We start from the raw sequence: 25,070 nt of genomic DNA, 5'->3' as shown, positions 1-25,070 counted from the left end.
GACAGGCCGGGAGACCCCGAAGATCCAAGAGACATCGGCAGGCCCGGAGACCCGGGAGACGTCGACAGGCCGGGAGACATCAGCACACCCCCCGCTCGTGGCGGACGACGAAATCCCCGGCGAACCGCTCCAGGGCGACGACGTCGACGCGGATCGCGTCGAACCGGTCCTGACTCTCGGCGAGCCAGCCGGCCGCGAGCCTGCGCAGCCGGGCGATCTTCGCGTCGGTGACCGCCTCGAAGGCGGTGCCGTGGCTGCGGCCCGAGCGGGTCTTCACCTCCACCGCGACGAGCGTGCGCCCCTCCCGGGCGACGATGTCGATCTCCCCGTCCGGGCACCGCCAGTTGCGATCCAGGATCTGCAGGTCGTGTGCGAGCAGATAGTCGACGGCGATCTGTTCGCCGTGCCTGCCGAGCTCATCCTTCGCGGCCATGGAACCACCTCCGGTTCCAGACCTTCGCTCAGTTCACCGCACCGCCAAGAAACCGAACGCGGTTCTGTGGAAAACCAGCCGGGAGCGAGGCGCGCCTGTGGATAACCTCTCGCGGCGACCCAGCCGCCTCACAGCGCCTCAAACCGTTCGGCCCCACCCTCGGCCCCCCTCGGGGCCCAGGCCCCCGTGGACGATGCTCTCAAAGCCGCTCAGGACGGCGGCTCAGCGCTCAGGACGGCCACTCAGGAGGAGAAACCCTCCTTGGGCATCTCCAGGTCGGGTTTGGCGAGCTCCTCGACGTTCACGTCCTTGAAGGTCACCACCCGGACGTTCTTGACGAACCTCGCCGGGCGGTACATGTCCCAGACCCAGGCGTCCTGCATCTTCACGTCGAAGAACACGTCGCCGTTCTCGGCGGTGCGCACGTCAAGATCGACGGAATTGGTGAGATAGAAGCGCCGCTCGGTCTCCACGACATAGGTGAAAAGGCCGACAACGTCGCGGTACTCACGGTAAAGCTGCAGCTCCATCTCGGTTTCGTACTTTTCGAGATCCTCTGCGCTCATACCGGTCCTCCTGTTAAACGCCCACCCCGGCCCGCCCGATCAGACGGCACCGGCCCCCACTTCATTCTCACCCATCACCTCGCCCGCTCCTGACCGCGCCACCGTCGAGAACGAGAAGCGGTGATCCGGACACGGACCGTAGGTTCTGAGAGCCCTGCGATGGTCGGCGGTGCCATACCCCTTGTGCACGGCGAATCCGTACCGGGGATGGCGTTCGTGCAGCGCCACCATCATCTCGTCCCGCGTCACCTTGGCCACGATCGAGGCCGCGGCGATGCAGGCTGCGACCTGATCTCCCTTCCACACGCCCAGTGACGGCGCGGGCAGGCCTGGAACGGGGAACCCGTCGGTCAGAACGTAGCCGGGGTGACAGGGTAGTCGTGCCACCGCCCTGCGCATTCCTCCGATGTTGGATCTGTGGAGACCTCGGGTGTCGATCTCACCCGGCGGGATCACCACCACGCTCACCGCCTCCGCGGTCGCCGTGATCCGCTCGTACAGCGACTCGCGCCGGGAGGCCGTCAGCAGCTTGGAATCGTCCAGGCCGTCGATCCGGCCGCCCAGCACCACGGCGGCGACCACCAGCGGCCCGGCGCAGGCGCCCCGACCGGCCTCGTCGACCCCCGCCACGGGACCGAGCCCGCGACGGCTGAGAGCCCGCTCGTAGCCGTACAGTCCCGAATCCCGCCGGACCACGCTGGGTCTGGGGCGAAACGCAACCGTCATGGCACCACGGGTGACAGAGCGACCATGACCAGAGAGTACGCCCCCTCCGGGGCATTCGGTACCGCTATCCCACCTTGAGAAAGCTCTCCGGCCGCGAAAGAACGGCGGCCCTGGAGAACGGCCAGTAGATCGCGACGGCACGGCCGATGACGTCACTCTCGGGAATCGACCCCTCCCCCAGCCTCTCCTCGTGAGCACGCGAGTCGGCGGAGGCGGTGCGGTGATCGCCCATGACCCACAGCCGCCCATCGGGAACGACCTTCTTGAACGACTCCCCCGAGGGGAAGTCACCGGAGAAGAGGTAGGAGCTCTCTTCGAGCGGCACCCCGTTGACCGTGATCCGCTTCTTGGCGTCGCAGCACTTCACCGTGTCACCGCCGACCGCGATGACCCGCTTGATGGTGTCCTCGTTGTTCCAGCCCTTGAAAACCACGATGTCACCGCGCTCGGATTCGCCGTGCAGCTTGTTGACGACCACCCGGTCACCCACCTGGAGGGTGTTCTGCATCGACTCCGACGGGATCCAGAACGACTGGAAGACGAAGGCCTGCAACAGCAGCGCCACCACCACCCCGCACACCAGCAGGAACAGTGACTCGCGCAGGCCACCGCCCTTGCCGCTCTTCTCTTTCTTCTCAACCTCGGGTTCAACGGTCATCAGATTCGGCTACCGCCTTGAGAGTCGGCGACGACGCCACAGCACCAGCGGCACGGCTCCCGCGAAGCCCGCGAGGAGCGGAGCCGCCCCTCCCACGGCCGCGGCGGCCTTGAGGGCCGGCTGGCCGAAGATGTCGGGAATGGGAAGGGTCGTGGCCCTGGAGAACGGCCACACGATCACGAAGGCCCGGCCGATCACCTTGTCCACCGGGATCGTCCCGCCACCGGGGTCGCCGAGGTGGGAACGGGAGTCGAGGGAGACCAATCGGTGGTCGCCCATCACCCACAGGCGCCCCGGATCGACCTTGGCCTCGAAGAAGCTCTGGGACGGCACGTCGCCGGGGTAGAGGTACTTCTCGTCGAGGGAGACCCCGTTGACCGTCACCCGGCCCTGGGCGTCACAGCACTTCACGGTGTCACCGGCGACACCGATGACCCGCTTGATGTAGTCCTTCTCGCCGGGAACCACGCCGAAGGCGGTGCCGATCCAGCGGAAGAATCCCACGACAGGGTTGGACGGCTCCTCGATGGGGACCTCGGGGTCCCAGGAGTCGACCCCGGAGAAGACCACCACGTCGCCGCGCTCGATGTCGCGGACGCGGTAGACGAGCTTGTTGACCAGGACCCGGTCGTTCGTGAGAAGGGTGTTCTCCATCGACTCCGAGGGGATGTAGAACGCCTGGATCACGAAGGTCTTGATTATGAGGGCGAGCACCAATGCCACGACGACCAGGACAGGCAACTCCTTCCAGAAGGAGCCCTTCTTCTTGGCCTTGCCGTCCTCGGCGCTCTTATGAGTGTCTTCGGCGACCACGTCCACCTCGTCCTTGACAGGTCGACGCGAGACTGCGCCGTACTCCCGGTCTTCGCTAGTCATCGCTGACGAGCCTAGATGATGGGCGGTACCAAGTGGTCGAGTGACGGGGTACCGCATAGCCATGCGTATTGCCATAGGAGGTCAAACCTCCTTACATGCGACTGGCCCGCTCCCCGGCGAAGGGGGCACGGGCCAAATCGGCGGACGCTGACGCGCCTAGCGGGCGTCGCGCTTCTCGCGGATGCGGGCGGCCTTGCCGCGCAGGTCACGCATGTAGTAGAGCTTGGCGCGGCGGACGTCGCCACGGGTCACGAGAGTGATCTTCTCGATGACCGGGCTGTGCACCGGGAAGGTCCGCTCGACGCCGACGCTGTAGCTGACCTTGCGGACGGTGAAGGTCTCACGGGAGCCACCGCCCTGGCGGCGCAGGACGAAGCCCTTGAAGACCTGGACACGGGACCGGCTGCCCTCGATGACCCTGACGTGGACCTCAAGCGTGTCACCGGGCCGGAAGTCCGGGACGTCGGTGCGGAGCGAGGACTTCTCGAGCTCGGTGATCAGCGTGTGCATGGCAGTGGTACCTCATTTACGAGCGCACACGGAGGTCCATCCGGCCGCGATGGAGCGGCGTCGTGACGGACACGCGTGCTGAAGTGGACGATGTCTGGGAGCTGGCTGGCCGGCCGCAATGAGACCGGTCTGGGGACCGGATGGGCAGTCGGCGGCAACGCTTCAGTCTGCCATATTTTTCCGACCGACCGGAAATCAACCGGTCAGGGCGGCCGGACCGGTGGAACCCGCGGACCCCGTCTCGGGGAGATCCAGCTCCGCCAGGGCCCGCCTGTCGTGCTTGTCCAGGCTCTCCGGGTCGAGCGCCGCCAGCAGCTCCGGCCGGTTCCTCGCGGTACGGCGCAGCGCCTGGTCCCGGCGCCACCGGGCGATCTTTCCGTGGTGCCCGGAGAGAAGGATCTCCGGCACCTCGTGCCCCCGCCACTCGGGCGGCTTGGTGTAGACGGGGCCCTCAAGGAGGTTCTCCATCGCGCCGGGCGCGAAGGAGTCGTCCACGGCCGAGTTGACGTTGCCGAGCACGCCCGGCAGCAGCCGCCCGACGGCCTCGATCATCACCAGCACCGCCACCTCGCCCCCGGCGAGCACGTAGTCGCCGACGCTGACCTCGTCCACGCGCATGCGGGCGCCGTACTCGGCCATCACCCGGGAGTCGATGCCCTCGTAGCGGGCCGGGGTGAACAGCAGCCACGGCTCGGCGGCGTACTCCATCGCCAGCCTCTGGGTGAAGGGCACGCCGCTGGGGGTCGGCACGATCATCCTCGGGGGTTCGGCCGGGCCGGAGGCGAGCACCGCGTCGACGGCCTCTCCCCAGGGGCCCGGCTTCATGACCATGCCGGGACCGCCGCCGTAGGGGGTGTCGTCCACGGTGCGGTGCACGTCGTGGGCGTGGTCGCGGAGCTGGTGGAGGTGCACGTCGAGGATGCCGCGCTCGCGGGCCTTGCCGATGAGGGAGACGTCGAGGGGGGCGAAGTACTCGGGGAAGATGGAGATGACGTCGACACGCATGTCAGGCGATCTCGTCCGGGTCGAGCAGTCCGGCGGGGCCGTCCACGACGAGGATGCCCTTGACGAGGTCGACCTCCGGGACGAGAGCCTTGACGAACGGCACGTAGACCTCGGTGGCCCCGGTGGCCCCGGCCTTCCCGCGCCGTACCACGAGCAGGTCCTGGCCGTGGTGGAGCACGTCGGACACCTCTCCCACCGCCTCGCCGTCGGGTTTGACCACGGTGAGTCCGATGAGCTGGTGGTCGTAGAACTCGTCGGGGTCGTCGGAGGGCGGGATGTCGTCCGAGTCGATGACGAGCATGGTGCCGCGGAGCTCCTCGGCCTGGTCGCGGCCGGTCACACCCTCGAACCTGACCAGCAGGATCCCGGAGTGCCAGCGGCGGGACTCGACGACCAGCGGGCCGGTCGACGCGGGATCGGTGGCCAGGGCGGTGCCCGGGGCGAAGCGCCTGTCCGGCTCGTCGGTGCGTACCTCCACGGACACGTCCCCGCGGAGCCCGTGCGGGCGGCCGATCCGGCCTACGACGAGCTGCACGCCCGCCTCCTCACGTAGTGATGTCTATGGAAAGCAGACGGGCCACCCACACTGGGCGGGTGGCCCGTTCGCTCGATGGACGTGTCTCGCTGGCTAGCGGGCCTCGTTCAGGTCGAGCAGATCGACCCGGACGTACTTGCCGTCGCCGAGGGCGTTCACGACCGTGCGAAGCGCCTTGGCCGTACGGCCGCCGCGACCGATGACCTTACCGAGGTCCTCGGGGTGGACCCGGACCTCAAGCACACGCCCGCTGCGGATGCGGCGAGCGTGAACCTGGACGTCGTCAGGATGCTCGACGATGCCCTTCACCAGGTGCTCGAGGGCCTCCTCGAGCACCTCAGGCCTCGCCTTCCGGCTTCTCCTCGGCGGCCGCGGTGGGCTCAGCCGGGGTCTCGGCGGCGGCCTCTTCGGCCTTGGGGGCCTCTGCGGCCTTCGGAGCCTCTTCAGCCTTGGGAGCCGCCTTGCGGGTCGACTTCTTCGGCGTGGTGGCGGCCTCCAGGGAGAGCGCCTCCTTGGCCGCGGCCTCGTAGACGGCGTGACGGTCGGCCTTGGGCTCGGCGACCAGGAGCGGAGCCGGAGCCGGCTCGCCCTTGAACTTCTGCCAGTCGCCGGTGAGCTTGAGGAGCTTGAGCACGGGCTCGGTCGGCTGCGCGCCGACACCCAGCCAGTAGGCCGCCCTGTCGGAGTCGACCTCGATGCGCGAGGGGTTCTCCTTCGGGTGGTACAGGCCGATCTCCTCGATCGCCCGGCCGTCGCGCTTGGTGCGGCTGTCGGCGATGACGATGCGGTACTGCGGGTTGCGGATCATGCCGAGCCGCTTGAGCTTGATCTTGACTGCCACTGGTGTGGTCTCTCCTGCATTAGAGCGTGGGTGAGCGGCGTCTCATCGAGTGGGGCACGAGGAGAGGACCGTTCGAGGGACAGGCATGGCACGCGGGAGTGAGAGGGCAACCACGTGTCACGATGTTCCAACATGTCATTGTGCCAGACGTGCGGGAGTGCCCGGCCAACCCGCGGCCATCCGGTACGGCGGCCGGAGGGCAAATCTCGGTAATCCCCGTGTGTCCGGGACCCCCGGCGGGCCGGCCTGGTGCGCTAAATGGCCGCCGTGGCAACCACCCTCAGATCTCTGCTGCTGACCGCGACCGGATCCATCATCGTGCTGGGCGCGGTGCTGGCCATCAGGGCGACGACCCCGGCGGGCCAGGCCGACGTGTCCCCGGCGCCCGTCTCGTCCCCCGCCGGACCCCTCGAAGAAACCTCGGGAACCTCGGGGCCCCCCGACACTTCAGGACTTCCAGGACTTCCAGGACTCCTCGGGCTCCCCGGGACCACCGGGACCACCGGGACCACCGGGACCACCGGGACCACCGGGACCACCGGGACCACCGGGACCACCGGGACCACCGGGACCACCGGGACCACCGAAATCTCCCGCGCCCCAAGAACCTTCGGGAACCCCGGGATCGGGACCGGTCACGACGACCGCGCCCCCGGGCACTCCCAGACCCCCTGGGGATCGCCGGAACAGCCTGGAACGCCCGTTCTGCCGGGAGCTCAGCTCCCGCCGGGAACCCTCGCACGGCCTGGGGCGGCCACTCCGCCCCTGACACCGGTGCCGCCCCGGGTCGCCACGCGGCTGGGGGCACCGATCCTCCCCGGCCCGCTCGGAGCGTCCGCGTGGCCCGAGGATCCCCTCATGCCGGAGGCCGTACCCGGGGCACCGTTCCCGCGGGGAACCGTGGTCCTGCCGGAAACGCCCGCCTCGCCGGTGATCCCGGTCCCGCTGGGATTCCCGGCCCCGTCGGGGATCCCGATCCCGCCGGGAGCGCCCGCCCGGTCCGTGTACTCGCCGTCCTCGCCGTCCCGGCCGTCGCTCCTGGCGCCCCTGCCGCTCCCGCTGTACTCACCGTACGGATGGGAGGGGCGGGAGCACTACTTGGGGCGCACCCCGAGAAGCTCGAGCACGGCGACGAGGACGAACCCCACAACAATGATCACCCAGATCCACCTGGCCCGAGTGTGGAACCCGTCGTCGCTCATTTCTGGCCGGGGAGCTTGAACTTCGAGGGGTCGAAGCCCGGCGGCAGCTCCAGGCCCGGCGGCAACTGCTGCCGGGAGCCCAGCTTGCCGAGGAGACCGTTGCCCGCGGGGGTCGCGGGCTCGTCGGTCTTGTCGGGGGCGGCCTTGCCGAGCGCCGCCTTGCGCGGGTCACCGCTGACCCTGCGTCCCTTGGCCGCCTTCTTCTGCGCGGCCTTGCCGGCCTTGCGACCACCCGGCATGCCGGGGATGCCCATGCCGCCGGCCATCCGCTTCATCATCTTCTGGGCGTCGAAGAAGCGGGTGACCAGGCCGCTCACCTCGGTCACCGTCACGCCGGAGCCCTTGGCGATGCGGGCGCGGCGGGAGCCGTCGATCATCTTCGGGTTGTGGCGCTCGGCGGGGGTCATCGAGCGGATGATGGCGGCGATGCGGTCGAGGTCGCGGTCGTCGACCTGGTTGAGCTGCTCGCGCATCTGCCCCATGCCGGGCATCATCCCGAGCAGGTTCTTGATGGGGCCCATCTTCTGGACCATCATCATCTGCTCGAGGAAGTCCTCCAGAGTGAAGCCCTCGCCCGAGGTGAGCTTGCTCGCCATCTTGGCGGCTTCGGTCTCGTCGAAGGTCTTCTGGGCCTGCTCGATCAGGGTGAGGATGTCACCCATGTCGAGGATGCGCGACGCCATCCGGTCGGGGTGGAAGGCGTCGAAGTCCTCGAGCTTCTCACCGGTGGAGGCGAACATGATCGGCCTGCCGGTGATGTGCCGGACCGACAGGGCGGCGCCACCGCGGGCGTCGCCGTCGAGCTTGGTCAGCACGACGCCGTCGAAGCCCACGCCCTCCATGAAGGCCTGGGCCGTGGAGACGGCGTCCTGGCCGATCATGGCGTCGACGACGAACAGGACCTCGTCGGGCGAGACCGCGTCGCGGATGTCGGCCGCCTGCCTCATCAGCTCCTGGTCGATGCCCAGGCGGCCCGCGGTGTCGATGATGACGATGTCGTGCTGCTGCCGCCTGGCGTGGTCGATCGACTGGCGGGCCACCACGACCGGGTCGCCGACGCCGTTGCCCGGCTCGGGCGCGTAGACCGCGACACCCGCGCGCTCGGCCACGACCGAGAGCTGCTGGACGGCGTTGGGCCGCTGGAGGTCGGCGGCGACCAGCAGCGGCGTGTGGTTCTGCTCCCGCAGCCAGCGGGCGAGCTTGCCGGCCAGGGTCGTCTTGCCCGCGCCCTGCAGGCCCGCGAGCATGATGACGGTCGGCGGGTTCTTCGCGTAGCGAAGCCGCCGGGTCTCACCGCCGAGGATCTCGATGAGCTCGTCATTGACGATCTTCACGACCTGCTGCGCCGGGTTCAGCGCCTGGGAGACCTCGACGCCGCGGGCGCGCTCCTTGACCTGGGCGACGAACGCCTTGACCACGGGCAACGCGACGTCGGCCTCGAGCAGCGCGATGCGGATCTCGCGGCAGGTCGCGTCGATGTCGGCCTCGGACAGCCGACCCTTGGATCGAAGGGAGGAGAAGACCGATGTCAGCCGGTCGGAAAGCGTCTCGAACACGTGATTGGCCAGCCTCTGCGCTACAGGTCTGCGACTCGACCTCCCAGCCTATCCGCTGGGAGGTGCGACTGACGCCCTCCCGCGGTCAGCGACCCCAGCCGGGGACGGCCATCCGCATGGTGAGCGCGTGCTCGACAAGCGTGATGAGCGTGGCCTTCACCGCGTCGCGCGAGCGGGCGTCGGTCCGGGAGATGGGGATGTGGGGCGCCAGTGTCAGCGCCTCGCGTACCTCCTCCTCGCCGTGGAGATAGGTGCCGTCCCAGCCGTTGACCGCGACGACGAAGGGGAGCTTGGCCTCCTCGAAGTAGTCGATCGCCGGGAAGCTGTCGGCCAGCCGCCGGGTGTCGACGAGCACGATCGCGCCGATCGCGCCGCGGACCAGGTCGTCCCACATGAACCAGAACCGATGCTGACCCGGCGTACCGAACAGGTACAGGATCAGGTCACGGTCCAGCGAGACACGGCCGAAGTCCATCGCGACCGTGGTGGTGGTCTTGTTCGGTGTGAGGCCGAGATCGTCGATCCCGGCACTGGCGTCGGTCATCACCGCCTCCGTGGTCAGCGGCACGATCTCCGACACCGCCCCCACGAACGTGGTCTTGCCGACGCCGAACCCACCCGCGACGACGATTTTCGTCGATGTCAGGCCGCCGCCGCGGCTAGAGCCTGCGAAGTCCACTGAGCACCCTTTCCAGCAGGTTGAGATCCGGCTTACCCGCGTCCAGCTGCGGCTGGTGGATCTGCACCAGGCCCTCGGCGGCCATGTCGGCCACCAGGATCCGGGTCACGCCGAGCGGGATGCGGAGCATCGCGGAGATCTCAGCGACCGAGCGCACTTGCCGGCACAGAGCACTGATCGCCTGATACTCCGGGGTGCGGGTGGATAAATCATGATGTATGGAGGTCGCCGAGGAGACCAGGGCCTCCAGGGCGAGTTGGGTCCGGGGGGCGGTACGCCCCCCGGTCACGGCATACGGGCGAACGAGGGAGCTCTGCTCCGACGGCGCCGGGTGCATGAGATGGGAAGGACCGCCCTGATGCCGATGGGGGTCGTCCATTGATTGATAGGGATACCCGCCGAGCGGGTCGCCCTCACCAGTCCAGCCGCGGCCTGCCACGGCAGCCTCCTAGCGTCATCGCCGTCACCGTGAGTGGGAAGACTGCAGTTCCGCGCGGACGGCCGGGGTCAGCACCTGACCTGCCCGCTCGACGAGCATCGTCATCTGGTAGGCCACCAGCCCCATGTCACAGTCGGCGGCGGCCAGCACCGCCAGACAGGAACCGTCACTGATCGACATGATGAGAAGCAGCCCTCGCTGCATCTCCACCACGGTCTGGGTGACCGCCCCGCCCTCGAAAACCCGTGAGGCCCCCTGGGTCAGGCTGATCAAACCGGCCGCGACCGCGGCCAGCTGGTCCGCCCTGTCCCTGGGAAATCCGTCCGAATACGCCAACGGCAGACCGTCGGCTGACACGACGACCGTGTGCGCCACACCTGGGACGTTGTTCACAAAGTCGGTGATCAGCCAATTGACCCCCCGGGCGGCCTGGCTCATTTCGCGCACGTGTCATCCTCCTTGGCGACCATGATGAGCTCGCTCACCGGTCCTCCTTGTTTCCTTCAACGTCCCGGCCGAAGTCGGGATACGGCCGCCCGTCTCCGGCTCCGCCTCTGGCGGCCGCGCGCCCCTGCCGTACTCCCTGCTGGAAGCTCGCCAGCCTGCTGCGCACCGCCTCCGGAGAGACCGTCGGCCGGTGCACGGGAGCTTGCGGGGCCGCGCTCAGGTCGGGCGCGGCCGTACCGGGTACCAGGTTCGCCTTGGGCACCCGCTTGGGCAGCCCGGAACCGGTGATCCCGCCGAGTGAGGGTTCGCTGGCGGCCTTGGCCGCCTGCCAGCCCACGTCCGCGGGTGACGACCAGCCGCCGCTCCCCTGTGCGGGGGCGGCCGGCTGCGAGAGCTGGACGGTCTCCTGGACGGCCTGGGCCTCGGGGACCTCTTCGACCCGCTCCTGGACGGCGTGGGCCGGCTCGACCTTCCTGAACCAGTCGGACTCGACGGCCGCGAAGATCGGCAGGAACTCCTCCTTCGCCTCTTCCATGGGCGAGGAGTCGGGGATCACCGGCAGCGGGCCGGTGTTGTCCGCCGGGTCGAAGACGCGTCGCCCGAACGAGCCGGAGTTGCCGGTGGACGGCCATCCCCCGGAGTCGCCGCGCGAGGAGGTCGACCAGACGTCGGAGCCGCTGTCCCTGCTCTGCTGCTGCTGCCCGCCGGGCCAGACGGGGGCGTCGCCGCGTGGGGGCGCGCCCTGGCCTCCGGACCACGTCCCCGCGTCGCCGCGAGGTCCGCCCTGTCCCTGCCGCCACCCCGAGGGGTCGGGCTGGGAGGCGTTCGGCCAGCCGTGGTTGGGGTCGGCGCCGGGCGGCGGTACCTGTCCCGGCCAGGGGGTGTCGACGGGCGCCTGCCCGAACTGGCCGCCTCCGAAGGGAGGCTGCGAGGCCTCGAAGGAGTTGAACTGCTGCCCCAGGTCGAAGGAGGCGAACGAGTTCTGGTGGGCGGCCTCGAACGAGGCGAAGGACGGTATCGGGGGGGAGGTGGGGCTGGCCAGCACGGGCGGGCGGTCCATGGAGGCCATGGACCCGGCCCAGTCGCCGCTCTGCATGCTGGGGGAGGGCCCGCCCGGACGGTTGGTGACGGCGAGCAGGTTCTCCGGGAGCAGGACCATCGCGGTCAGGCCGCCGCTGTCCTGCTGCCTGAGCTGGACGCGGATGCCGTGCCTCAGGGCGAGGCGGCCGACCACGAACAGACCCATCCGGCGGGAGACGGAGACGTCCACCACCGGCGGGTTGGCCAGCCGCCAGTTCGCCTGGGAGAGCTCCTCGGCGGTCATGCCGATGCCGATGTCGGTCACCGAGACCATCACTCCGCCGCCGTCGATGCGGTTGCTGGAGACGATGACCTTGGTCTCGCGGGGGGAGAAGGAGATCGCGTTCTCCACGAGCTCCGCGATCAGGTGGACGATGTCGTTGACGGAGGTGCCCGCCACGGACACGCCCGCGGACAGCTGCAGGTCCACCCGCTCGTAGTTCTCGACCTCCGACAGCGAGGCGCGGACCACGTCGATGAGCGGGACCGGCTGGCTCCACCGGCGGGCGGGTTCCTGGCCTGCGAGGACCAGGAGGTTCTCGGAGTTGCGGCGCATGCGGGTGGCGAGGTGGTCAAGGCGGAAGAGGCTGCCGAGCCGGCCCTCGTCCTGCTCGCCCTGCTCCAGGCTCTCGATGAGGGAGAGCTGGCGCTCGACCAGGGTCTGGCTGCGCCGGGAGAGGTTGACGAACATCGAGTTGACGTTGCTCCGCAGCGTGGCCTCCTGGCCCGCCAGTCGCACGGCCTCGCGGTGGACCTCGTCGAAGGCCCGCGCCACCTCACCGATCTCGTCGTCGGAGGCGACGCCGATCGGGGCGATGTCGGTGGTCGAGACCTCGCCGCTCTCGCGCATGCTCTGGACGGTCTCGGGGAGACGCTGGCCGGCGATGGACAGCGCCTCGGTGCGGAGCCTGCGCAGCGGCCTGACCAGCGACCGCGCCATGACGGCGGTGACGATCAGGACGAGGAGGAGGAGCAGCCCGCTCAGCCCCGCGGCGATCAGCGCGCCGCGCTGCTCGGACGCCTGCAGGACGCTGCTCTGCATGATGAGGGTGTTGGCGACCTGTTCCTCCACCGTGCGCATGCGCTCGATGACGTCGGTGGAGGCGTCGAGCCAGGTCGACTGGTCGCCGAGCCCGCTTCTGGAGACGTCGACGTTCCTCAGCGGCAGGCCGTTGAGCGCCATGAAGACGGCGCGGGCTCGCAGAGCCGACGCGCGGTCCTTCTTCTGGCTGCTGACCGTGTCGTCGTAGAGCTGGCGCTGTTCGATCGACGCCTCGGAGCGGAAGGTCGCGAGCTCACCTTCGAACTGCGCGCGGGCGGCCAGCATGGCGTCGAGGCCCTCGGCGCTGAACTCCCTGACGGCGAGGGCGGCGGCGAGGTTCGCCCGCTCCCTGGACGCCTGCTCCTTCGCCCTGGTCAGCGCGGCGAACGCGGCCGCGCCGCTGGTGAGCTCCTGGTCGGAGACGCCCTGGATGATCTCGTCGTGCAGGGCCAGCAGGTCCACGATGGTACGGGAGTACATGGCGATCGTGGGCTGGGCCGGCAGCTGGGTGGCCGTGCCCGAGGCCAGTTCGCGCGCGCTCTTGAGCTCGTCGATGCGGCGGCGGATCTGGGTGAGCTCGGTCTCGCCCCGGGTGCCGAGGGCCGCCAGGAGGCCGCTGTCGGCCATGGCCGCGTTGACGCGAGAGCTCACCTGCCCGACGACCTCGTCGACCTCGTCGTACTGCTTGCGCAGGTTCGACCTGCCGGTGGTCGGGCGGCCCTGTGCCACGTACCGGGCTGACAGGTCCCGCTCAAGCTGCAGTTCGTTGACCAGGTTGCTGAGCCCGGCGGTGAGTTCGGCGGTGGTGCGCACGCGCTCGTACTCGGCGGCGCTGCTGATCGAGGTGGTGACCCGCAGGCCGCCCAGCACGATCGCGGCGACCGTGGGAATGACGATGAGCGCGATCAGCCGCGATCTCACCCGCCAGTTCTTGAGCGCTAGCTTGCCGCCGTTCCTCGCGGACTTCTCGGAGTCGCGACCGTCGAGGTCCTGACCCGGGCCGCTCTGCGGCCGCCTCCCCTGGTTGTCGAATCCCAGGGCAGGTGCCAGCCCGGATTCGCGTTCGCTGGGGATTGACGCTGTCCTCACTGGCCTCCGCTGCCTCTCCTCGGATCGTCTGCTTGGAGGGGATCGCGTCACGCAATGATGTGCGAGTGACGCCGACGCATCCATGGGGTAGGGGTTATTGGAGCACAGCCGGATCAGTTCGGCCAACAGCACATAACTCGCATTCTCTACTTAACGGGTACACAGCACCCGCAACCGGGCGACGACTCTCCGTCCTGTAACCACAAACTTCCGCAAAGTTGCCAAACAGATTTATTGACATCTTTCGCGACGCCCGCTACGCCTGCCCATCTCGCGATTGATAACGGGTGTGGCAACTGGGGCTCCTATGGCCGTTTTGTGGCTTCGGGACGATAGGGGCGAAAGAGGTGATATTTGTAATTTGACTGATCTACTCCGCTACTCTGATCCGCGGTCGGCATACCCCCCTTGACCAACATGCCTCCCGGGACCCCCTCCATGTCGCCCGATGAGTTACCGCGAGTTCCGGCAGGGGCGGTCAAATGCAGCTAAGGAGACCCATGAGGTTCAAACTTGCGAGCCGGGCCGTCATCGCAGGAGTGGCCGCCGCCCTCGCGCTGAGTGCCTGCGGAAGCTCTGACACCCCCGCTGACACCACCTCCGCGAACGCGGGGGGCCTCGAGAAGACCAGCATCAAGATGGGGGCGCTGCCGATTCCCGACTCGGCCGCGCTCTACATCGCCAACAAGAGGGGCTTCTTCAAAGAGGAGGGGCTCACCGTCGAGATCGAGGTGGTGCCCGGCGGCGCCCAGGCCCAGCAGGGCCTCATCGGCGGCACCCTGGACGCCACGCAGACGAACTACGTCTCCACCTTCCTCGCCGTCTCCAAGGGCCAGAAGATGAAGATCATCTCTGACCTCTACCAGGCCGCCCCGAACTCGTTCAACCTCATGGTGCCGAAGGACTCCGGGATCAAGACGCCGGCGGACCTCAAGGGCAAGAAGGTCGCGGTCAACAGCAAGCAGAACATCGGCACCCTCGCGGTGACCACGGTGCTCAAGACGCACGGCCTCACCGAGAAGGACGTGGAGTTCGTGGAGTTCCCCTTCCCTGAGATGGGGGCCCAGCTGGCCAGCAAGACCGTCGACGCCGCCTGGATGACGGAGCCGGCCCTGACCGCGGTGCAGAAGGCCCTCGGCGCCCAGAAGCTCGCCGACACGATGGTCGACTCCACCGCCGACTTCCCCATCGCGGGAGTGGCCGTCACCGAGAAGTTCGCCTCCGAGAACCCCAAGACGGTCGCCGCCTTCCAGCGTGCCGTCGCCAAGGCCCAGCAGATCGCCGCCACCGACCGCAAGGCCGTCGAGGAGATCCTGCCGACCTACACCAAGATCGACGCGGCGACCGCGGCCGTCATCACGCTCGGCTCCTTCCCCACCAGCCTCGACGAGACCCGCCTGCAGCGGGTCGCCGACCTCATGCTCGAGCAGGGCTACCTCACGAGCCCGCTCCAGGCCAAGACCATCCTCCCCGGAAACCTCGGGTGACACGGCGCAACCCGCTCGACAGCAGACTGCTCTGCGGCGCCATCGGCGTCGCGGGGCTGTTCTGTGTCATGGAGGGCGCGGGCCGGGCCGGGCTGATCGACCCGCTCGCGTTCCCGCTGGCCTCCACGGTGCTCGGCCGGGCGGTCACTCTTGTGACGGACGGGGAGTTCCTCTCCGACGTCGTCTCGACCCTCGGCGTGTGGGCGACCGGGCTGCTGCTCACGGTCGCGATCGCGGTGCCCGCCGGGTTCCTGCTCGGCAGCCTGCCCCGCGTGGAGCGCGCGCTGCGGCCGATCGTGGAGTTCCTGCGTCCGATCCCGTCGATCGCGCTGATCCCGCTGGCACTCGCCGTGTTCTCCGACAGGTTCGACATGAAGGTCACCCTGGTCGTCTACGCGGCGACCTGGCCCGTCCTGATCAACACGATGTACGGCCTCAAGGACGTCGACCCGCTCGCCAAGGAGACGCTCCGCAGCTTCGGGTTCGGGAAGCCGGCCGTGCTGTGGCGGGTCTCCCTGCCGAGCACCGCGCCCTTCATCGCCACCGGGGTCCGGCTGGCGTCGGCGATCGCGCTCATCGTGGCGATCAGCGCGGAGCTGATCGGCGGCGGCGCCGACGGCATCGGCAGCTACGTCCTGGAGAGCGCGGGCGGCGTGGACGCGACGCAGTACGTCATCGCCGCCGCCATCTGGGCCGGGGTCATCGGCGTGGTCACCAACGGCCTGTTCGTGCTCGCGGAGCGGCGGCTCTTCCGCTGGCACACCGCCCGTACGGAGGTGGTGTGATGAACGGCCCGCTGCGCGCCGTCGGCCGGCTGTGGCCGGTCCCGGTCGTCGTGGTGCTGTGGGAGTTGCTCACCCGCTACCTGGAGATACTGAGCTTCCCGCCTCCGTCGCAGATCGCGGCCAGCGCGTACACGATGTGGCTGACCGGCCCCGCGGAGCGGCTCTGGCTCACCGACGCGGCGCTGGAGAACATCCCCGCGAGCATCGGCCGGCTGCTGGCCGGATGGGTGCTGGCCGGGGTCGTCGGGATCGCCCTCGGGGTCGCGCTGGGCCGCTCCCCGCTGCTCTTCCGCCTCGTCGACCCCCTGGTGCAGTTCGCCCGCGCCATTCCCCCGCCCATGCTGCTGGCGTTGTTCCTGGCGCTGTTCGCCATCGGCCCCCGAATGCAGATCAACTTCATCGCGTTCGGCATCGTGTGGCCGGTCCTGATCAACGCCTGCGAGGGGGCCAGGCACGTCGACCGCCAGCACCTGGACACCGCGAGCGTCTTCGGGCTGACGGGCCGCGAGCGGCTGTTCCGGATCATCCTGCCCTCGGCCATGCCGAAGATCTTCGCCGGGCTCCGGGTCAGCCTGTCACTGGCGCTGATCCTCATGGTGCTCTCCGAGCTGATCGGCAGCACCGACGGGATCGGCTTCCAGCTCCTGGACGCCCAGAGGTCGTACGACTTCCCCGGCGTGTGGGCGACCATCGTGGTGCTCGGCGTCCTGGGATACGCGCTCAACTCGGCGTTCCTGGCGGCCGAGCGACGTGTCCTGTCCTGGCACCGATCCGCCAAGCAGACGACCTGAGGACCTGCTGTGCTCGAAATCACGAACCTTTCCCATACCTACGGCAGCGGGCCGACCGCGCACAACGCGCTGGGCGGCATCAACCTGAAGGTCGCCCAGGGTGAGCTGGTGTGCGTCGTCGGCCCCTCCGGATGCGGCAAGTCCACCCTGCTGCGCTCCATCGCGGGGCTGATCCGGCCCAGCGGCGGCCAGGTCACGCTCAACGGCACCCGCGTGGAGCAGACACCCGACAACCTGGCCGTGGTGTTCCAGGACTACAGCAGGTCCCTGTTCCCCTGGATGTCGGTGGCCGACAACGTCTCGCTCCCGCTGCGCCGCAAGGGCCTGGACAAGCAGCGGCGCAGGGAGTCGGCGCTGGAGGCGCTGGAGGAGGTCGGGCTGCAGGGCGCCACGGCCAAGTACCCGTGGCAGCTCTCCGGCGGTATGCAGCAGCGGGTGTCCATCGCCCGCGCGCTGGCCTACCGGCCCGCCCTGCTGCTGATGGACGAGCCCTTCGGCTCCGTCGACGCCCAGACCCGCGAGGACCTGGAGGACCTGACCCTGCGGGTCCGCGGCCTGCACAACATGACCATCGTGCTGATCACCCACGACATCGACGAGAGCGTCTACGTCGGTGACCGCGTCGTGGTCCTGTCCAAGTCCCCCGCCGGGATCGTGGGCGACCTGCGCGTGAACCTGCCCGGACCGCGCGACCAGATCACCACCCGCGAGCACCCCGACTTCGTGCACCTGCGCGCCGAGGTCGGCCGCCTGGTACGCGGCATGCGCAGCCCGTCGGCCTCGACTCCCTGAGACGACCCCACCTCCAGAACCACGGCTTCCCCTCCGGACCGCACACCGGAGAAGAGAGGATTTCCATGAGCGACCCACAGGCACCGGTCTGGGATGCGATCGGCGGTGTCTCCCGTTTCGCCGCCCTGGCCACGATGGCCGAGCTGGGCTGCGCCGACCACCTGCGAGACGGCGCCCTCACCGTCGACGAGCTCGCGCTGCGCTGCGGCGCCAACGCGCCCGCGCTGGGCAGGGTACTGCGCCAGCTCGCCTCCATGGGCATGGTCGCGACGGCCGCGCCCGGCACGTACGAGCTGACCGAGGCGGGTGCCACCCTCCGCGACGACACGCCCAACTCGCTGCGCTCCGCCGTACGGATGATCTACGAGGACGGCTTCTGGTACGGCATGGGCAAGGTCCAGCAGACCGTGCGCACCGGGAGGTCGGGTTTCGTCGAGCGGCACGGACCGCTCTACGGGTACCTCAAGGCCAACCCCGAGGCGGGCGCGCTGTTCGACGACTACATGGTGGTCAGGGCACAGCCGTTCGCGGACGCCGTGGCCTCCCGTTACGACTTCTCCGGCGTGCGGACCCTGGTGGACGTGGCCGGCGGCAAGGGACACATCCTGGCCGCCGTACTGAAGGAGCACTCAGATCTCAGCGGGGTGCTGTTCGACCAGGAACGCGTGGTCAGCGGGGCTCGCGAGTTCTTCACCGAGGTCGGTCTTGAAGACCGGTGTAGTTTCGTCGACGGCGACTTCTTCGCCTCCGTGCCCCCCGGAGGGGACGCCTACCTGCTGAGCAGCGTGATCCACAACTGGTCCGACGAGGACTCCGTACGGATCCTGCGCAACGTCAGGGAGGTCATCCCCGACGACGGCCGGGTGCTCATCGTGGAGTTCGTGGTCCCGGACGACGACCGGCCGCACATCAGCAAGGACGTCGACATGCGGATGCTCGCCCTGTTCGGCGAGGGTATGGAGCGCAGCACCTCCGAGTACGCGGAGCTCCTGGGCAAGTCCGGTTTCCAGCTCAACCGGCAGATAGAGCTTCCCGGCGGTTCCTCCATAGTCGAGGCTCTGCCGATGTAGGAATCGCGAACAGCGGCGGCCGGTGGCGTGAGGTTCACGCCACCGGCCGCCGCTGTTTCATCCGCCTTTCGCATGAAGCCGCCTATCGCACGGAGCCGCTTTCACGCGGAGCTGCCTTCACACGAACCGGCTTTCTCACGGACCCGCCTTCGCGCCGGCTTGCTTTCCCCCGGACCCGCTTTTCGCACAAAACAGAAATGACCACCGTGAAATCGGTGGCCATGTGATCGATTACCGCCGAGTGCCGTCGGCGTGCCGGGCAGAATCACGGTGCCGCGCCTTCGATCGGGCACGCGACGCGTCCGCGGCCGGGAACCCACCGCGCGAATCTCCGCCCTCACCGAATTCGATCGCTTTAGGACATGCTTTGTCAGCTGGTTTCGGATGGGCTTATCAAATGGGGGAATGTCTCCCGGTCCGGAGACCCGGGACACCGCCCCCGGCCGGAAACGGCTGTGGACCCCGTCCCTGGAGGGACGGGGTCCACAGCGTGTGACGTCAGACCCTGAGCGTCAGGACGTGCTCGACCAAGGTGATCAAGGTCGACTTCACGGCGTCGCGGGACCGGGCGTCGGTCCGGACGACGGGGATGTGCGGGGAGATCGTCAGAGCCTCCCGCACCTCCTCCTCACCGTGGACGTGCGATCCGCCGAACCCGTTGAGGGCCACGACGAACGGCAGGCCGGCCTCCTCGAAGTAGTCGATCGCCGGAAAGCTGTCGGCCAGCCGCCGGGTGTCGACGAGCACGATCGCACCGATCGCGCCCTTCACGAGGTCGTCCCACATGAACCAGAACCGGTGCTGACCCGGCGTACCGAACAGGTACAGGATCAGATCGCGGTCCAGCGAGACACGGCCGAAGTCCATCGCGACCGTGGTGGTTCGCTTTGTCGGGATGTGCGAGAGGTCGTCGACGTCCGCACTCGCCTCTGTCATCACCGCTTCCGTGGTCAGCGGCATGATCTCGGAGACCGCACCGACGAAGGTCGTCTTGCCGACACCGAACCCGCCGGCAACGACGATCTTCGTCGACGTCATGCCGGCGTCAGAGCCTGCGAAGCCCACTGAGCACCCTTTCAAGCAAATTGAGATCCGGCTTACCCGCATCCAGCGACGGCTGGTGGATCTGCACCAGGCCCTCGGCCGCCATGTCCGCGATCAACACCCGGGTCACGCCGAGAGGCATGCGCAACAGGGCGGAGAGCTCGGCAACCGAGCGCACCTGCCGGGACAACGAGATGATCGCCTGATATTCCGTGGAGAGCGTGGTGGGGTCCACGCCCGCGAACGTCGCCGAGGAGACCAGCGCCTCGAGAGCGAGCTGCATCCGGGGAGCGGTCCTGCCCCCGGTCACAGCATACGGACGAATCAAACGATCTCGCCCGCTCTTGGCCTGAGGCGCGCTCGGGGGGTCGTCCCCCGGGCCGCGCCAACCTGGTGCGTCCATATCACCCCCCTATCGCTGAACCGACTGCAGTTCGGCACGGAGCGCAGGCGTGAGCGCCTGTCCGGCACGCTCTGCGAGCAGTGTCATCTGGTAGGCCACTAGGCCCATGTCGCAGTCCGGCGAGGCCAGCACGGCCAGCGCGGAACCATCGCTGATCGACATGGTCAGCAGGAGGCCCCGCTGCATCTCGATCACCGTCTGTGCCACAGGACCGCCCTCGAACACCCGCGAGGCACCCTGGGTGAGGCTGATCAGGCCGGCCGTGATCGCGGCGAGCTGGTCCGCCCTGTCCTTGGGGAAACCCTGGGAGTAGGCCAGCGGGAGCCCGTCCGCGGAGACGATCACCGCGTGCGCCACTCCGGGCATCTCCTTGACGAACTCGGTGATCAGCCAGTTGAAACCGCGAGCGGCCTGGCTGAGTTGGTTGTTCACTGCTGGTTCTCTCCCTCGACGGCGTTGGCGCGCTCGCTCATCTCAGCGCGTCCCTGCCGTACGCCTTGCTGGAAACTGGACAGACGGCTGCGCACCCGTTCCGCCGATATCGGCGGCATCGGGGGGGCCGGAGCCGCCGGGGCCGCCGAGGCGGCTCCGGGAACGAGGTTCGCCTTGGGCACCCGCTTGGGAAGGCCCGCTCCGGTCACGCCGCCCTCCACGGGCTTCTTGGCGACCTCGGCGGCGGCCCAGCCCTGATCGGACGGGGTGCTCCACGGCTGCCTCTCGGCCGCGGGCTCGGCCGGCCTGAGCGGCTGCGCCTGCTGCTGCTGCTGTTGCTGCTGTTGCTGCTGCTGCTGCTGAGGCGCCCGCTGCGGCAGCGGCGGCGCCTGCTGCTGCGGTGGCCTGGGCTGCTGCTGCTGGGACGGCGGCGAGGAATGCGTGATCTGCGGGATGTTCTGGGTCTCCAGCCCCTGCGGACCCCGCCTGACCCGCTGCTCCAGCGGCCGTGGCCTGACCTCGGCCACGGGCTCGGGAGCGACCTCCTGCTCCGGCTCGGGAGCGGCGGACGCGCCGCTGCGGAACCAGTCGGATCCCACCGCCGCGAAGATCGGCAGGAACTCCTCGGGCTCCGGTTCCGTCGGCGGTACCTCGACCACGGGAAGGGCCTGGGTGCTCTCCACCGGTTCCAGCCGGTGCGGCGTCCAGGGGTCGATCGCGGGCGGATCCGGCCAGGCCGAGGGGAACGACGGCGGCGCGGTCGACGCCAGCGGGGACGACCACAGGTCCTCCACCGCCGAGGCGGGCACCACCGGCCCCGACCACAGGTCCCCGGACGTCGGCGCCGGCACCTGGGGAGGCGCCTGCGCGGGCGGCGTCCCGAGACCTGCCTGCGGCCGGCCGCCGCGCCCCGCACCGGTCCCGAACGGGTCCGGGTTCGGGGCGGAGCCGAACGGGTCGGGGTTCACCGAGGCGAACGGGTCCTGGATGGACATGGAGCCGAACGAGTTCGACTGGCCGCCGAAGGAGCCGGACGGCATGCTCTGTCCCGACAGCGCCAGCTCGGGCATCATCGTGGACTGGGCCACCACCTGCACCGGCAGGAGCACGACGGCGCTGAGGCCGCCGGCCTCCGGGCGCCTGAGCTGGACCCTGATGCCGTGGCGCATGGCCAGCCGGCCGACCACGAACAGGCCCATCCGGCGGGAGACCGACAGGTCCACCGCGGGGGGCTCGGCCAGGCGGCGGTTGGCCTCGGCCAGTTCCTCGTCGTTCATGCCGATGCCGGAGTCGGTGACCGCCAGGATGACGGCGCCCATCTCGTTGCCGTTGCTGGTCACCGTGATCTTGGTGTCCTGCGGCGAGAAGAAGATCGCGTTCTCGACGAGCTCCGCGATCAGGTGGACGATGTCGTTGACGGCCTGGCCGATGATCGAGATTCCCGACTCGACCCGGAGGTTGACCCGCTCGTAGTTCTCGACCTCCGACAGCGAGGCGCGGACCACGTCGCTGAGCGGTACCGGCTCGCTCCACCGGCGGCTCTGCTCCTGGCCGGCGAGGACCAGGAGGTTCTCGGAGTTGCGGCGCATGCGGGTGGCCAGGTGGTCCAGCTTGAAGAGGCTGCCCAGCCGCCCCTCGTCCTGCTCGCCCTGCTCCAGGTCGTCGATGAGGTCGATCTGCCGTTCCACCAGCGACTGGGTGCGGCGGGAGAGGTTGACGAACATCGCGTTGATGTTGCTGCGCAGGCGGGCCTCGTCACCGGCGAGCCGGATGGCCTCGCGGTGGACCTCGTCGAAGGCTCGGGCCACTTCCCCGATCTCGTCGCGAGAGACCACTCCGATGGAGGGCACCTCGATCTGCGGGGCCTGGTCTCCGGACTCCCGCAGCACCCGGACGGTCTCGGGCAGCCGGGTGTCGGCCACCTCGAGCGCCTCGCTGCGCAGTCTGCGCAGCGGCCGGACGAGCGTGCCGGCCACCCAGGCGGTGATGAGCAGGATCAGCACCAGCAGGACCAGGATCGAGGCACCGGAGATCACCGCGCTGCGCTGCTCGGCGCTCTCCATCTCCTGGCTGCGGGAGACGACCGCGGACGCCAGGCGGCGCTCGACGGTCCGCATGCCGTCCACGATCGAGGTGGAGGCCCCGTACCAGTTGGTGGCGCTTATGAGCCAGCCCCGGCCGATCCGCTCCAGCGGCTTGTTCTCGCGCATGAGAGACATGACGAGAGCGCGCATGGAGTCGGCCTGGTCGACCTTGGGACCGTTGACCGCGTCGCGGAAGGCCTTGATGTCGTTGGCGGAGGCGGTGGCGCGGAAGGAGTTCTCCTCGGCCAGCTGGCTCCGGTACGCGCCGAGGAGGTCGGCGGGGTCGTCGAAGTCGAACTTGCGGTCCAGGAAGCTGACCAGGAGGGTGCCCCGCTGCCTGGCGACCTGCTCCTTGGCCCGGGTCAGCGCGCCCAGCGCGAGCGCGTCTCCGATGAGGCGCTCGTCGCCGCCGCTGCGGCCCAGGTCGTCGTGGAGGGTGGTGAAGTCGGTGATCATCCGCGTGTACATGCCGAGGGCCGCGCGGGGGAGCACGCTTCCCTCGGTCATCAGCCTGCGCAGGCCGGGGAGCCCGTTGAGCCAGCGGCGGATCTGGGCGACCTCGGTGCGGACGCGGGTGGCCTGCGACGCGTCGAGGGCGTCCATGGCGGCCAGCGCCTGGGCACTGCTCCGGTCGACCACCTCGCGCTGTTCCGTGACCTTGCCGAGGTTGGTGCGGTTGGTGAGGGCGATCCACCAGGCGGTGAGGTCGCGCTCCTCGGCCATCTCGTGCGAGAGGGTTCCGAGCGACTCGACCAGCGAGGCGACCTCGGTCATCCGGCGGTACTCGTTGGCCGTGGACAGGGCCGTGGTGAGCTGGAGGCCGGTGAGGAGCACGGCCGCGGCGGTCGGGAGCAGGATCAGCGCGACCAGACGGGGACGCACGCGCCAGTTCGCCGGCAGGAGTCGACTGCCCACCCCTGACGCGCGGTGGCTCCGGCGGTCTTGTGTCATCACTGGCCTACGTAACCCCTCGCCGGATTTGGAAGCGGCGGAAGCAATTTGAGCACATCCTTTATGTCACTTCGAATGGAGTAAGTGCCGACATATCCCCGCAAAAGGGACATACGGCGTCAAAGCTTTCAGGCCGGCCGGAAGGAATCCCTCACCTCCGGAGCCTGGTGCTTGATCATCAGATGGCGGGTCACAGAGTATTCCTGAACCGCCTCCTGACTCATATCCTTGCCGAAGCCACTTCCCTTGACCCCGCCGTGCGGCGCCTCGGACGCGATGGGCAGATGGTCGTTCACCCAGGTCACGCCCACGTCGAGCCGGTGCGAGACGCGCAGCGCCCTCGCCACGTCCCTGGACCAGACCGAGGAGGCCAGCCCGTAGGGGGTGTCGTTGGCGAGCCGTACCGCCTCGTCCTCACCGTCGAAGGGCAGGGCCACAAGCACCGGGCCGAAAAGCTCACCCTGAACGATCTCACTATCCTGCGCGGCGCCCGAAATCAGGGTGGGCGGATAGTAGAACCCGGGCCCTTCGAGCGGGACACCGCCGTGGAGCACGGAGGCGCCCGCGGCGACGGCGCGCTCGACGAAGCCGTGCACGCGGTCGCGGTGCCCGGCGGAGATCAGCGGGCCGATGTCGGTGGCCGGGTCCCAGGGGTCGCCCACCGTGATCTGGGCCAGCGTCGCGTGGAGCGCCTCGACGGCCTCGTCGTACACGTCGCGGGAGATGTAGACGCGGGTCGCGGCGGTGCAGTCCTGGCCGGTGTTGTAGGTGGCGCCCATCGCGACGCCCCTCGCCATCTCGGACAGGTCCGCGTCGCCGAAGACCAGCGCCGGGGCCTTGCCGCCGAGCTCCAGGTGGACCCGCTTCAGGGAGCCGGTGGCGCCGCGCATGACGGCGCGGCCGGTCGCGGTGGAGCCCGTGACGCTCACCATGTCGACGCCCGGATCGGCGACGAGCGCCTCGCCCACCTCGGCGTCACCCAGGACGACCTGGAGCAGGCCGTCGGGCGCGCCGGCGCGGGCGAACAGCTCCGCCATCCTGAGCGTGGTGCCCGGCGTCTGCGGGGCGGGCTTGATGACCACGGCGTTCCCCGCCGCGAGCGCGGGGCCGATCTTCCACACCCCCATGACCAGGGGGAAGTTCCAGGGGGCGATCGATCCGACGACCCCCACCGGGCGCCGTACCAGCACCGAGGTGTAGCCGGAGCTGAGCACCCCCGCGCCGGTGCCGTCCAGCGAGCGGGCCGCACCGGCGAAGAAGCGGAGGTTGTCGGCCGCGAACGGCAGCTCGCCGTCGCGGAAGACCGCCGCGGGCTTGCCGGTCTCGATGACCTCCAGCCGGGTGAGCTCCTCGGCGTCGGCCTCGACGAGGTCGGCGAAGCGCAGCAGCACCCTGGACCGTTCGGCCGGGGTCGCCGTGCTCCACTCCTCGAACGCCGCGCGGGCCCGCCGCACGGCGACGGCCACCTCCTCGATCGAGGTCTCGGCCACCTCCCGCAGAAGGTCGCCGGTCGCCGGATTGATCAACTTGCCCATGGAACTTCCCTT

25 protein-coding genes are annotated in these 25,070 nt (G+C 69.2%); 5 read left to right on the top strand and 20 right to left on the bottom strand.

Annotated features, from left to right (window positions below; translation table 11 throughout):
- Window positions 1-79 precede the first annotated feature (79 nt).
- The 15 genes from OG587_RS16600 to OG587_RS16530 all read right to left on the bottom strand — a co-directional run bounded on the left by OG587_RS16600 (window position 80) and on the right by OG587_RS16530 (window position 13,684).
- A complete protein-coding gene (locus OG587_RS16600; protein WP_329091272.1) occupies window positions 80-433 on the bottom strand; it encodes a YraN family protein in 354 nt (117 codons plus the stop codon).
- 242 nt (window positions 434-675) lie between these two features.
- Window positions 676-999: a DUF2469 domain-containing protein gene (locus tag OG587_RS16595; RefSeq protein WP_030511723.1), complete on the bottom strand. Its 324-nt coding sequence runs from the start codon at window positions 997-999 to the stop codon at window positions 676-678.
- A gap of 39 nt (window positions 1,000-1,038) precedes the next feature.
- Complete coding sequence (locus OG587_RS16590; RefSeq protein ID WP_329091264.1) at window positions 1,039-1,725, bottom strand: ribonuclease HII; 687 nt, start codon at window positions 1,723-1,725, stop codon at window positions 1,039-1,041.
- Between the two features lie 64 nt (window positions 1,726-1,789).
- Window positions 1,790-2,383: a signal peptidase I gene (gene lepB / locus OG587_RS16585; RefSeq protein ID WP_329091262.1), complete on the bottom strand. Its 594-nt coding sequence runs from the start codon at window positions 2,381-2,383 to the stop codon at window positions 1,790-1,792.
- Between the two features lie 9 nt (window positions 2,384-2,392).
- Window positions 2,393-3,259 carry a signal peptidase I gene (gene lepB / locus OG587_RS16580; protein ID WP_329091260.1) on the bottom strand — a complete coding sequence of 289 codons (867 nt, stop codon included), beginning with the start codon at window positions 3,257-3,259 and terminating at the stop codon, window positions 2,393-2,395.
- Window positions 3,260-3,415: 156 nt separating this feature from the next.
- Window positions 3,416-3,769, bottom strand: a complete 354-nt coding sequence (rplS, locus tag OG587_RS16575; protein ID WP_329091258.1) for a 50S ribosomal protein L19 — start codon at window positions 3,767-3,769, stop codon at window positions 3,416-3,418.
- A 195-nt stretch (window positions 3,770-3,964) separates the two neighbouring features.
- Window positions 3,965-4,774, bottom strand: a complete 810-nt coding sequence (trmD, locus tag OG587_RS16570) for a tRNA (guanosine(37)-N1)-methyltransferase TrmD (RefSeq protein WP_329091256.1) — start codon at window positions 4,772-4,774, stop codon at window positions 3,965-3,967.
- 1 nt (window position 4,775) lies between these two features.
- Window positions 4,776-5,309, bottom strand: a complete 534-nt coding sequence (gene rimM, locus OG587_RS16565) for a ribosome maturation factor RimM (RefSeq protein WP_329091255.1) — start codon at window positions 5,307-5,309, stop codon at window positions 4,776-4,778.
- A 93-nt stretch (window positions 5,310-5,402) separates the two neighbouring features.
- Entirely contained in the window at window positions 5,403-5,645 is a 243-nt protein-coding gene (locus tag OG587_RS16560; protein ID WP_329091253.1) for an RNA-binding protein, read from the bottom strand.
- Window position 5,646: 1 nt separating this feature from the next.
- Entirely contained in the window at window positions 5,647-6,150 is a 504-nt protein-coding gene (gene rpsP, locus OG587_RS16555) for a 30S ribosomal protein S16 (RefSeq protein WP_329091250.1), read from the bottom strand.
- 1,198 nt (window positions 6,151-7,348) lie between these two features.
- Entirely contained in the window at window positions 7,349-8,908 is a 1,560-nt protein-coding gene (ffh, locus tag OG587_RS16550; RefSeq protein WP_329091249.1) for a signal recognition particle protein, read from the bottom strand.
- 85 nt (window positions 8,909-8,993) lie between these two features.
- Window positions 8,994-9,587: a GTP-binding protein gene (locus OG587_RS16545; protein WP_329091247.1), complete on the bottom strand. Its 594-nt coding sequence runs from the start codon at window positions 9,585-9,587 to the stop codon at window positions 8,994-8,996.
- Window positions 9,568-9,876, bottom strand: a complete 309-nt coding sequence (locus OG587_RS16540) for a DUF742 domain-containing protein (protein ID WP_443075584.1) — start codon at window positions 9,874-9,876, stop codon at window positions 9,568-9,570. The genes OG587_RS16545 and OG587_RS16540 overlap by 20 nt, the downstream gene beginning before the upstream one ends.
- A 174-nt stretch (window positions 9,877-10,050) precedes the next feature.
- The gene (locus OG587_RS16535) at window positions 10,051-10,464 is read right to left on the bottom strand and encodes a roadblock/LC7 domain-containing protein (protein WP_326646986.1); all 414 of its coding nucleotides are present in this window, start codon (window positions 10,462-10,464) and stop codon (window positions 10,051-10,053) included.
- A 43-nt stretch (window positions 10,465-10,507) separates the two neighbouring features.
- Window positions 10,508-13,684, bottom strand: coding sequence for a nitrate- and nitrite sensing domain-containing protein (locus tag OG587_RS16530; RefSeq protein ID WP_329091246.1), 3,177 nt, complete (start codon window positions 13,682-13,684; stop codon window positions 10,508-10,510).
- A 500-nt stretch (window positions 13,685-14,184) separates the two neighbouring features.
- Between OG587_RS16530 and OG587_RS16525 the strand changes: the two genes are divergently transcribed.
- The 5 genes from OG587_RS16525 (at window position 14,185) to OG587_RS16505 (ending at window position 18,609) form a co-directional block, all read left to right on the top strand.
- Window positions 14,185-15,171, top strand: a complete 987-nt coding sequence (locus OG587_RS16525; RefSeq protein ID WP_329091244.1) for an ABC transporter substrate-binding protein — start codon at window positions 14,185-14,187, stop codon at window positions 15,169-15,171.
- The gene (locus OG587_RS16520; protein WP_329091242.1) at window positions 15,168-15,956 is read left to right on the top strand and encodes an ABC transporter permease; all 789 of its coding nucleotides are present in this window, start codon (window positions 15,168-15,170) and stop codon (window positions 15,954-15,956) included. The genes OG587_RS16525 and OG587_RS16520 overlap by 4 nt, the downstream gene beginning before the upstream one ends.
- Window positions 15,956-16,747: an ABC transporter permease gene (locus OG587_RS16515; protein ID WP_329091240.1), complete on the top strand. Its 792-nt coding sequence runs from the start codon at window positions 15,956-15,958 to the stop codon at window positions 16,745-16,747. The genes OG587_RS16520 and OG587_RS16515 overlap by 1 nt, the downstream gene beginning before the upstream one ends.
- Window positions 16,748-16,756: 9 nt before the next feature.
- Window positions 16,757-17,539, top strand: a complete 783-nt coding sequence (locus OG587_RS16510; RefSeq protein ID WP_329091238.1) for an ABC transporter ATP-binding protein — start codon at window positions 16,757-16,759, stop codon at window positions 17,537-17,539.
- Between the two features lie 65 nt (window positions 17,540-17,604).
- Window positions 17,605-18,609, top strand: a complete 1,005-nt coding sequence (locus OG587_RS16505; RefSeq protein ID WP_329091235.1) for a methyltransferase — start codon at window positions 17,605-17,607, stop codon at window positions 18,607-18,609.
- Window positions 18,610-19,107: 498 nt separating this feature from the next.
- On the opposite strand, the gene OG587_RS16500 is transcribed toward OG587_RS16505, so the two are convergent.
- From OG587_RS16500 to OG587_RS16480, 5 genes are all read right to left on the bottom strand, one after another.
- Window positions 19,108-19,647, bottom strand: coding sequence for a GTP-binding protein (locus OG587_RS16500; protein WP_329091233.1), 540 nt, complete (start codon window positions 19,645-19,647; stop codon window positions 19,108-19,110).
- A 7-nt stretch (window positions 19,648-19,654) separates the two neighbouring features.
- Window positions 19,655-20,056, bottom strand: a complete 402-nt coding sequence (locus OG587_RS16495) for a DUF742 domain-containing protein (RefSeq protein ID WP_329091231.1) — start codon at window positions 20,054-20,056, stop codon at window positions 19,655-19,657.
- A 9-nt stretch (window positions 20,057-20,065) separates the two neighbouring features.
- Entirely contained in the window at window positions 20,066-20,488 is a 423-nt protein-coding gene (locus OG587_RS16490) for a roadblock/LC7 domain-containing protein (protein WP_030906232.1), read from the bottom strand.
- Window positions 20,485-23,454 carry a sensor histidine kinase gene (locus OG587_RS16485; RefSeq protein ID WP_329091227.1) on the bottom strand — a complete coding sequence of 990 codons (2,970 nt, stop codon included), beginning with the start codon at window positions 23,452-23,454 and terminating at the stop codon, window positions 20,485-20,487. The genes OG587_RS16490 and OG587_RS16485 overlap by 4 nt, the downstream gene beginning before the upstream one ends.
- Before the next feature lie 197 nt (window positions 23,455-23,651).
- Window positions 23,652-25,058 carry an aminobutyraldehyde dehydrogenase gene (locus tag OG587_RS16480; RefSeq protein WP_329091226.1) on the bottom strand — a complete coding sequence of 469 codons (1,407 nt, stop codon included), beginning with the start codon at window positions 25,056-25,058 and terminating at the stop codon, window positions 23,652-23,654.
- Window positions 25,059-25,070: the final 12 nt, after the last annotated feature.

Source organism: Streptosporangium sp. NBC_01469, assembly GCF_036227305.1.
In the GTDB taxonomy this organism is placed as follows: domain Bacteria; phylum Actinomycetota; class Actinomycetes; order Streptosporangiales; family Streptosporangiaceae; genus Streptosporangium.
The sequence above is the reverse complement of the archived record's forward strand: the minus strand, read 5'-3'. Positions and strand labels throughout refer to the sequence as shown.

Coding starts and splice junctions, on each gene's coding strand:
- OG587_RS16600 (WP_329091272.1), bottom strand. CDS start 433: ATGGCCGCGAAGGATGAGCTCGGCAGGCACGGCGAACAGATCGCCGTC.
- OG587_RS16595 (WP_030511723.1), bottom strand. CDS start 999: ATGAGCGCAGAGGATCTCGAAAAGTACGAAACCGAGATGGAGCTGCAG.
- OG587_RS16590 (WP_329091264.1), bottom strand. CDS start 1,725: ATGACGGTTGCGTTTCGCCCCAGACCCAGCGTGGTCCGGCGGGATTCG.
- lepB (WP_329091262.1), bottom strand. CDS start 2,383: ATGACCGTTGAACCCGAGGTTGAGAAGAAAGAGAAGAGCGGCAAGGGC.
- lepB (WP_329091260.1), bottom strand. CDS start 3,259: ATGACTAGCGAAGACCGGGAGTACGGCGCAGTCTCGCGTCGACCTGTC.
- rplS (WP_329091258.1), bottom strand. CDS start 3,769: ATGCACACGCTGATCACCGAGCTCGAGAAGTCCTCGCTCCGCACCGAC.
- trmD (WP_329091256.1), bottom strand. CDS start 4,774: ATGCGTGTCGACGTCATCTCCATCTTCCCCGAGTACTTCGCCCCCCTC.
- OG587_RS16535 (WP_326646986.1), bottom strand. CDS start 10,464: ATGAGCCAGGCCGCCCGGGGGGTCAATTGGCTGATCACCGACTTTGTG.
- OG587_RS16525 (WP_329091244.1), top strand. CDS start 14,185: ATGAGGTTCAAACTTGCGAGCCGGGCCGTCATCGCAGGAGTGGCCGCC.
- OG587_RS16515 (WP_329091240.1), top strand. CDS start 15,956: ATGAACGGCCCGCTGCGCGCCGTCGGCCGGCTGTGGCCGGTCCCGGTC.
- OG587_RS16505 (WP_329091235.1), top strand. CDS start 17,605: ATGAGCGACCCACAGGCACCGGTCTGGGATGCGATCGGCGGTGTCTCC.
- OG587_RS16500 (WP_329091233.1), bottom strand. CDS start 19,647: ATGACGTCGACGAAGATCGTCGTTGCCGGCGGGTTCGGTGTCGGCAAG.
- OG587_RS16495 (WP_329091231.1), bottom strand. CDS start 20,056: ATGGACGCACCAGGTTGGCGCGGCCCGGGGGACGACCCCCCGAGCGCG.
- OG587_RS16480 (WP_329091226.1), bottom strand. CDS start 25,058: ATGGGCAAGTTGATCAATCCGGCGACCGGCGACCTTCTGCGGGAGGTG.